7 protein-coding genes are annotated in these 7,872 nt (G+C 71.7%); 5 read left to right on the plus strand and 2 right to left on the minus strand.

Annotated features, from left to right (window positions below; genetic code table 11):
• The first annotated feature begins 33 nt into the window (after positions 1–33).
• Positions 34–1,203 (plus strand): FAD-dependent monooxygenase, encoded by a 1,170-nt coding sequence (locus J5X75_RS33680; protein ID WP_208471651.1) that lies wholly within the window; start codon positions 34–36, stop codon positions 1,201–1,203.
• Here J5X75_RS33680 and J5X75_RS33685 read toward each other — a convergent pair.
• A complete protein-coding gene (locus J5X75_RS33685; protein ID WP_208471652.1) occupies positions 1,196–3,358 on the minus strand; it encodes an elongation factor G-like protein EF-G2 in 2,163 nt (720 codons plus the stop codon). The two genes, J5X75_RS33680 and J5X75_RS33685, sit on opposite strands and share 8 nt — an antisense overlap.
• A gap of 176 nt (positions 3,359–3,534) precedes the next feature.
• Between J5X75_RS33685 and pgsA the strand changes: the two genes are divergently transcribed.
• Genes pgsA through J5X75_RS33705 form a run of 4 tightly spaced genes read left to right on the plus strand, consistent with a single transcriptional unit; the run spans position 3,535 to position 6,709 of the window.
• Positions 3,535–4,155, plus strand: coding sequence for a phosphatidylinositol phosphate synthase (gene pgsA / locus J5X75_RS33690; RefSeq protein ID WP_208471653.1), 621 nt, complete (start codon positions 3,535–3,537; stop codon positions 4,153–4,155).
• Positions 4,152–5,018 carry a phosphatidylinositol mannoside acyltransferase gene (locus J5X75_RS33695; RefSeq protein ID WP_208471654.1) on the plus strand — a complete coding sequence of 289 codons (867 nt, stop codon included), beginning with the start codon at positions 4,152–4,154 and terminating at the stop codon, positions 5,016–5,018. Before pgsA ends, J5X75_RS33695 begins: the two co-directional genes overlap by 4 nt.
• Before the next feature lie 8 nt (positions 5,019–5,026).
• The gene (locus J5X75_RS33700) at positions 5,027–6,163 is read left to right on the plus strand and encodes a glycosyltransferase family 4 protein (protein WP_208471655.1); all 1,137 of its coding nucleotides are present in this window, start codon (positions 5,027–5,029) and stop codon (positions 6,161–6,163) included.
• Positions 6,164–6,193: 30 nt separating this feature from the next.
• Entirely contained in the window at positions 6,194–6,709 is a 516-nt protein-coding gene (locus J5X75_RS33705; protein WP_208471656.1) for a hypothetical protein, read from the plus strand.
• 166 nt (positions 6,710–6,875) lie between these two features.
• Here J5X75_RS33705 and pdxS read toward each other — a convergent pair whose 3' ends face one another.
• Positions 6,876–7,772: a pyridoxal 5'-phosphate synthase lyase subunit PdxS gene (gene pdxS, locus J5X75_RS33710; RefSeq protein ID WP_183215338.1), complete on the minus strand. Its 897-nt coding sequence runs from the start codon at positions 7,770–7,772 to the stop codon at positions 6,876–6,878.
• Between the last annotated feature and the right edge of the window lie 100 nt (positions 7,773–7,872).

The following is a 7,872-nucleotide window of genomic DNA, read 5'->3' on the forward strand; positions in this document are numbered from 1 at the left end:
ACAAACGTATAAGACGCTTGTATAGTTTCCGGCATGACCAATCGCGAGGTGTTGATCTCAGGTGCGGGTGTGGCGGGTCCGGCGCTGGCCTTCTGGCTGGTCCGCGCGGGGTGGCGGGTCACCGTCGTGGAGTGGGCGCCGGAGCTGCGGGCGGAGGGCTACAAGGTGGACGTCCGCGGCGCGGCGACCACCGTCCTGCAACGGATGGGCCTGCATGGAGCGGCCCGCGAGCGGGACACCGGGATGCGACGGATCACCTATGTGAAGCGGGACGGGCGGCCGATCGCCAGCCTCCCGGCCGACCTGCTGATGGGCCGGCGCGGCGACGACCTGGAGATCATGCGCGGCGACCTCGGGCGGATCCTGTTCGACGCCACCGCCGACGACGTGGACTACCGGTTCGGCGACGCGATCGCCGGCCTCGCCGACGGGCCGGACGGGGTGGAGGTCACCTTCTCCAGCGGCGCGCGGGCGGAGTTCGCGTTCGTGGTCGGCGCCGACGGCCTGCACTCGGCGACCCGGCGGCGGGTGCTGGGGGAGACCCCGCTGAGCCACCTGGGCGCGTACATCTCGATCTTCTCGGTGCCCAACGACCTGGGCATCGACCACGAGGAGATCATGTATACCGAGCCCGGCCGGCTGATCTTCGCGTACGCGATGGGCGCCGGAGAGCCGGCCAAGGTCGGCATGACCTTCGCGGCCGGTCCGCTCGACCACGACCGGCGCGACGTGGCCGGGCAGAAGGACCTGGTCCGGGCGGCCTTCGCGGGCCGTGGCTGGCGCAGCGACGCGTTCCTGGCGGCGATGGACACCTCCGCCGACTTCTACTTCGACTCGGTCAGCCAGGTGGAGCTGCCGACCTGGTCGGCCGGCCGGGTGATCCTGCTCGGCGACGCGGCGCACTGCCCGTCACCGGCCTCCGGTCAGGGCACCAGCATCGCCCTGACCGGGGCCTATGTGCTCGGCCGGCATCTCGGCGCTCCGGGCGGGCCGGCCGCCTACGAGGCCGCCATGCGGCCGTACGTGGAGAAGAACATGGCCTTCGGCCGCAAGATGGCCCGGGACATGGTGCCCGGCAGCCGCCTCGCCATCGCCTTCCGCAACTACGGGATGCGGACCCTGCGCTTCCACCCGCGCAAGGAGCAGATGATCGACCGGGTGCTCGCGCCGATGCACGAGGCGGCCGGCGCCATCGTCATCTAGCCACCGCGTGCTCCTTGCGGACGGCCTCGGCCAGGTGCGGGGGCATCGGCTCGTGCCGGACGTAGTGCCGGGTGAAGGTGCCGGTGCCCGAGGTGAGCGCGCGCAGCTCGACGGCGTAACGGACCAGCTCGGTGGCCGGGACCTCGGCGCGGACCAGGCTGGCCTCGCCCTCGCCACCGGACTCGCTGCCCATCGGGCGGCCCCGGCGGCCGGACAGGTCGCTCATCACCGCGCCGACGTAGGCCTCCGGCACCCGCACCACGATCTCGTCCACCGGCTCGAGCAGGGTGATGTGGCCCTGTTCGGCGGCGGCCCGCAGCGCCAGCGCCCCGGCCGTCTGGAAGGCGGCGTCCGAGGAGTCGACACTGTGCGCCTTGCCGTCGTAGAGGGTGACCTTGACGTCCACCACCGGGCAGCCGGCGGCCAGACCGCGTTCGAGCTGGGCGCGGACGCCCTTCTCCACCGACGGGATGTAGTTGTGCGGCACGGCGCCGCCGACCACCCGGTCGACGAACTGGAAGCCCTCACCGCGGGGCAGCGGCTCCACCTCGATGTCGCAGACCGCGTACTGGCCGTGGCCGCCGGACTGCTTCACGTGCCGGCCGTGGCCCTTGGCCCCGCTGCCGAAGGTCTCCCGCAGCGCCACCTTGACCGGCTCGGTGTCCAGCTCGACGCCGCCCGAGCGGAGCCGGTCGAGCACCACGTCGGCGTGCGACTCGCCCATCGTCCAGAGCACCAGCTGGTGGGTCTCGGCGTTGCGCTCCAGGCGCAGGGTCGGGTCACCGGCGACCAGCTTCGCCAGGTTCTTGGCCAGGGCGTCCTCGTCCGAACGGGTCTTGGCCACCACGGCGATCGGCAGCAGCGGCTCGGGCATCCGCCACGGCTCCATGAGCAGGGGATCGTCCTTGCCGGACAGGGTGTCGCCGGTCTCCGCCGAGCCCGACTTGGTGATCGCGCAGAGGTCGCCCGCCAGGCAGGACGGCACCTCGCGAAGCTGGGCGCCGAGCGGGGAGTAGACGTGCGCCACCCGCTCGTCGGCGTCGTGGTCGGGGTGCCCGCGCTCGGCCATGCCGTGCCCCGAGACGTGCAGCGTCTGATCCGGGCGCAGGGTGCCGGAGAAGACCCGGACCAGGGAGACCCGGCCGACGTGCCGGTCGATCGTGGTGCGGACCACCTCGGCCACCAGCGGGCCGGACGGGTCGCAGGTCAGCGGCGGGCGGGGTGAGCCGTCCACCCCGGTGACGACCGGCAGATCGTGTTCGAGCGGCGACGGGAAGCCGCTGGCGATCACGTCGAGCAGCGCGTCCAGGCCGACGCCGGTGCCCGAGCAGACCGGGACGACCGGGTAGAAGTTGCCCCGCGCGACGGCCTTCTCCAGGTCCGGGATCAGGGCGTCCGTGCTGATCAACTCGCCGCCGAGGTAGCGGTCCATGAGGGTCTCGTCCTCGCTCTCCGCGATGATGCCCTCGATCAGCGTGTTCCGGTCGTCGGCGATCGGGTTCAGGTGCTCGGGCTCGGCCTCGCCCTCCCGCGGCGGGTAGCCGGCCGAGTAGTCCAGCACCCGCAGGGTGATCAGCCCGAGCAGCCCGGCGACGGCCTGCCCGTCGTCGGCGAGCATCGGCTGGTAGATCGGCAGGACGTTCTCGCCGAACGCCTCCTGGCAGTCCTGCAACGCCTGGTCGTAGTCGGCGCGTGGGTGGTCGAGGCGGGTCACGGCCACGGCGCGCGGCATGCCGACCGCCGCGCACTCCTCCCACAGGGACACCGTCGAGTCGTCCACGCCGTCGACCGCGGAGACCACGAACAGCGCGGCGTCCGCGGCCCGCAGACCGGCCCGCAGCTCACCGACGAAGTCGGCGTACCCCGGGGTGTCCAACAGGTTGATCTTCACGTCGCCGTGCATCAGCGGCGCGCAGGCCAGCGCCACCGAACGCTGCTGCCGGATCGCCGCCGGGTCGTGATCGGTGACCGTGGTGCCCTCGGTCACCCCGCCCGCCCGCGGAATCGTCCCGCTGGCCGAGAGCAGTGCCTCGACCAGGGTCGTCTTCCCGGAACCGGAGTGGCCGACGAGCACCACGTTACGAACTCTGCCGGGGTCGGTCACCGCCGGCGCACCGGCGCCGGCAAGCCCTTTCTCCGAAGTCTTCTGCGCCATGCCGAGCGCTCCCGTCGTTTCCTGTTTGTTACGCCGCTGTTGTTTGAATCCCACACCCGGCGCGGTAGTGGTCGCAAGGACTTCAGGCCCGCAACTGTGCCGGATGGTGACGATCCGGCCAACCCGCGGCCCGAGCCGTACCACCGCTGGTCGCACGCCGTTATGGTGGGACGGCCATGGCAAAGATCGTTCAATCAACGGCCCGTGCCGTCGTCGCGTATGTCGTCGACCCCGTCGCCCGTTTTCTGCTCCGGATCGGCGTCTCACCCGACGCGGTCACCATCGCCGGCACGGTCGGCGTCCTGATCGGTTCGTACCTCGGTGCGCAGGGTCACCTGTTCTGGGCCACCGTGATCGTAACCGCCTGCGCCCTCACCGATGTGCTCGACGGCACAATGGCCCGGATACGGGGCGGTTCCTCCAAGTTCGGGGCGTTGCTCGACTCCTCCATGGACCGGATCGCCGACGGCGCCGTGTTCGGGGCGGTCGCCTTCTACCTGGCCGGCGAGGGCAACCCGTACGGCGGTCTCGTCGCGGCCCTGATCAGCCTGGTCTTCGGGCAGGTCGTGTCGTACGTCAAGGCCCGTGCCCAGAGCCTCGGCCTGAACGCCGACGTCGGGATCGCCGAGCGCCTGGAACGCCTGCTCATCGTCGGTGCGGGCGGCCTGCTCGGCGCGGCCGGCCTGGAGTGGGGCCTGCCCGCCGCGCTCTGGGTGCTGGCCGTGCTCTCGGTGATCACCGCCTTCCAGCGGCTGCTGCACGCGCGGCGCACCGAGCCGAAGGCGCCGGCCGCGTGAAGGACCGGTTGATCGAGTTCGGCTACACGGCCGGCTGGCGGGTGGTCCGCGCGCTGCCCCTGCCGGTGGCGAAGGCCCTCTTCCGGGTGGCCGCCGACCGGGCCTGGAAGAGCAACGGGCGCGGCACGCAGCGGCTGCGCGGCAACCTGCGGCACGTGGTCGGCGAGGACATGCCGGACACCCTGGTCCGCGACGCGCTGCGCTCCTACGCGCGGTACTGGATGGAGGCGTTCCGTCTGCCGTCGCAGTCCCGGCAGCAGTTCCTCGACGGGTTCTTCATGGTTCCGGAGAGCTACCAGAAGCTGAAGAAGGCGGTCGCCGACGGCAACGGGGTCATCCTCGCCCTGCCGCACGTGGCGAACTGGGACGTGGCCGGCGCCTGGGTGGTCTCCCACGACTGGCCGATGATCACGGTGGCCGAGCGGCTCAAGCCCGAGGGGGTCTTCGAGGCGTTCCTGGCCTACCGGGAGAAGCTCGGCATGAAGGTCCTGCCGCTCACCGGCGGCGAGCGGCCGCCCCTCGACGTGCTCGCCGAGCACCTGGAGAAGGGCTGGGTGGTGGCGCTGCTCGGCGACCGTGACCTGTCCCGCTCCGGGGTCGACGTGTCGTTCTTCGACGGGCGTACCCGGATGCCGGCCGGACCGGCGATCCTGGCCATCCGCACCGGCGCGCCGATCTTCGCGGTCGACTGCTGGTTCGACGAGGAGCGGACCATGGCCCGGATGCGCGAGATCGTCCCGCCCACCGACGGGCCGCTCGACGAGCGGGTCAAGCGGACCACGCAGCAGCTCGCCGACGCGTACGCGGCCGGCATCGCCGACCACCCGCAGGACTGGCACATGCTCCAGAAGCTCTGGCTCTAGGAGGCGCCGTGCGGATCGGGATCGTCTCGCCCTACTCGTTCGACGTCCCCGGCGGCGTGCAGAACCACATCATGGACCTGGCGGAGGCGCTGCTCGGCCTCGGTCACCGGGTGAGTGTGCTGGCGCCCGCCGACGACGACGCCGAACTGCCGGACTACCTGGTGCCCGCCGGCCGGGCGGTGCCGCTGCCGTACAACGGGTCGGTGGCCCGGATCGCGTTCGGGCCGGTCTCCACGGCCCGGGTCCGCCGCTGGCTCAAGCACGGCGAGTTCGACGTGCTCCACGTGCACGAACCGTTCTCGCCCAGCCTGTCGTTCCTGGCCGTGGTCTCCGCGCGCGGACCGGTGGTGGCCACCTTCCACACCGCGATGACCCGGTCCCGGGCGCTCTCCGGGTTGCAGCCGTTCCTCCAGCCGGTGGCGGAGAAGATCACCGCCCGGATCGCGGTCAGCGAACTGGCCCGGAAGGTGCAGGTCGAGCATCTCGGTGGCGGCGCCGTCGAGATCCCCAACGGGGTCGCGGTGGCCAAGTTCGCCTCGGCTTCGCCATTGCCGGGATGGCCCGGCCAGGGTGGGGCGCTGGGCTTCCTGGGCCGGTTCACCGAGCCGCGCAAGGGCTTCCCCCTGCTGCGTACGGCGTACGTGTCGCTGGCTCGCGAACGCCCCGGGCTGCGGCTGCTGGTGGCCGGACCGGGCGACCGCGACGAGCTGTACGACGACATCCCCGCCGACCTGCACGACCGGGTGGAGTTCCTGGGCCTGGTCTCCGAGGCGGACAAGGCCCGGATGCTGCGCAGCGTCGACGTCTACGTGGCCCCGAACACCGGCGGCGAGAGTTTCGGCATGATCCTCACCGAGGCGATGGCGGCCGGCGCGACGATCGCGGCGAGCGACCTGGACGCGTTCCGCCGGGTGCTGGACGGCGGCCGGGCCGGCGCGCTGTTCCCCAACGGCGACCAGGCCGCGCTCACCCGGCTGCTCGGCGAGCTGTTGGACGACCCGGCCCGGCGGGCCGCCCTGTCCTCCTGCGCGCGCCAGGTGGTCGGGACGTTCGACTGGCCGAGTGTGGCCAACCGGGTGCTCGAGGTGTACGCGACCGCGATCGAGGCCACCGACGGGAGGGTTTTCGACGACGAGTGGTCCTGACCACCGCTGTCGTGACGGGTGGGCACTACGATGCCCGGCATGTGGTGGGTGGTGGGAGTCGTCGTGCTGGCCGCGATCTTCTCGGCGTACCTCGGCTGGACCGCCCAGCGGGTGGAACGCCTGCACGCGCGGGCCCGGTCGGCCGAGCGGGCGCTGGACGCGCATCTGCTGCGCCGGGCCGCGGCCGCCGCGGTGGTCGCGGAGCAGGCCGAGTCGGTGGAGCTGTACGCGGCGGCCCGGCTGGCGCTGGACGCCGAGCCCGGTGAGCGGGAGACGGCGGAGAACGACCTGACCCGCCAGTTGCAGAACATCGTCCTGGATCCGGCCGATCCGGCGGCGCGCACCCTGGTGGCCACCAGCCGGCGTGTCGTGCTGGCCCGCCAGGTGCACACCGACCAGGTGCGGGACGCGCAGAACGCCCGCCGCCGGGTGGTCGTCCGGCTGCTCCGGCTGGCCCGCCGCTACCCGCGGCCGGAGTACTTCGACATCGTCGAGCCGGTGCTGCCCGAACTGCCCCCGGCCCCACTACCCGCCCAGGCCATTTGACCCACTCGTACGTATCCGCGGAACGGTCACTCCGCAAAACGCCGCCGGTGACGAGGCAAGTGATTTGCCGACGCCAGCGGGGTTTGCTGGCGGCGGGAAATCACCTGCCTCGTCACCGGTTACAAGGCGTTTTGCCGCGGAGCGAAGCGGAGCAAAGCTAGCTCAGTCACCAGCCGCGCTCGGAGAGGCGGTGGGGGACCGGCTCGTCCTCGACGTTGATGCCGACCATGGCCTCGCCCAGGCCGCGGGAGACCTTGGCGATCACGTCCGGGTCGTCGTGGAAGGTGGTGGCCTTCACGATGGCGGCGGCGCGCTGGGCCGGGTTGCCGGACTTGAAGATGCCGGAGCCGACGAAGACGCCCTCGGCGCCGAGCTGCATCATCATGGCCGCGTCGGCGGGGGTCGCGATGCCGCCCGCGGTGAACAGCACGACCGGGAGCTTGCCCAGCTCGGCGACCTCCTTGACCAGCTCGTACGGCGCCTGGAGCTCCTTGGCGGCGACGTACAGCTCGTCCTCGGGCAGGGTCTGCAGCCGGCGGATCTCGGCACGGATCTTGCGCATGTGGGTGGTGGCGTTGGAGACGTCACCGGTGCCGGCCTCGCCCTTCGACCGGATCATGGCGGCGCCCTCGGTGATCCGGCGCAGCGCCTCGCCCAGGTTGGTGGCCCCGCAGACGAACGGCACGGTGAACTGCCACTTGTCGATGTGGTTGGCGAAGTCGGCCGGGGAGAGCACCTCGGACTCGTCGACGTAGTCGACGCCGAGCGCCTGGAGCACCTGGGCCTCGACGAAGTGGCCGATGCGGGCCTTGGCCATCACCGGGATGGAGACCGCGCCGATGATCCCCTCGATCATGTCGGGGTCGGACATGCGGGAGATGCCACCCTGGGCGCGGATGTCGGCCGGCACCCGCTCCAGCGCCATGACCGCGACGGCGCCCGCGTCCTCGGCGATCTTCGCCTGCTCGGCGTTGACCACGTCCATGATCACACCGCCCTTGAGCATCTCCGCCATGCCGCGCTTGACGCGGGCGGTTCCGACGGCGGGCTGGTTCTCAGACATGGGGATTCGGCTCCTCGTGCGGGTTATCGGATGAACGGGATACTACGAACGCGCAGTACGTGCTCCGATAGCCAATCGGCTCCCCGGTGGCCTGCTTTAC

Origin of the sequence: Actinoplanes flavus (genome assembly GCF_017592555.1) — a bacterium.
GTDB lineage: Bacteria > Actinomycetota > Actinomycetes > Mycobacteriales > Micromonosporaceae > Actinoplanes > Actinoplanes flavus.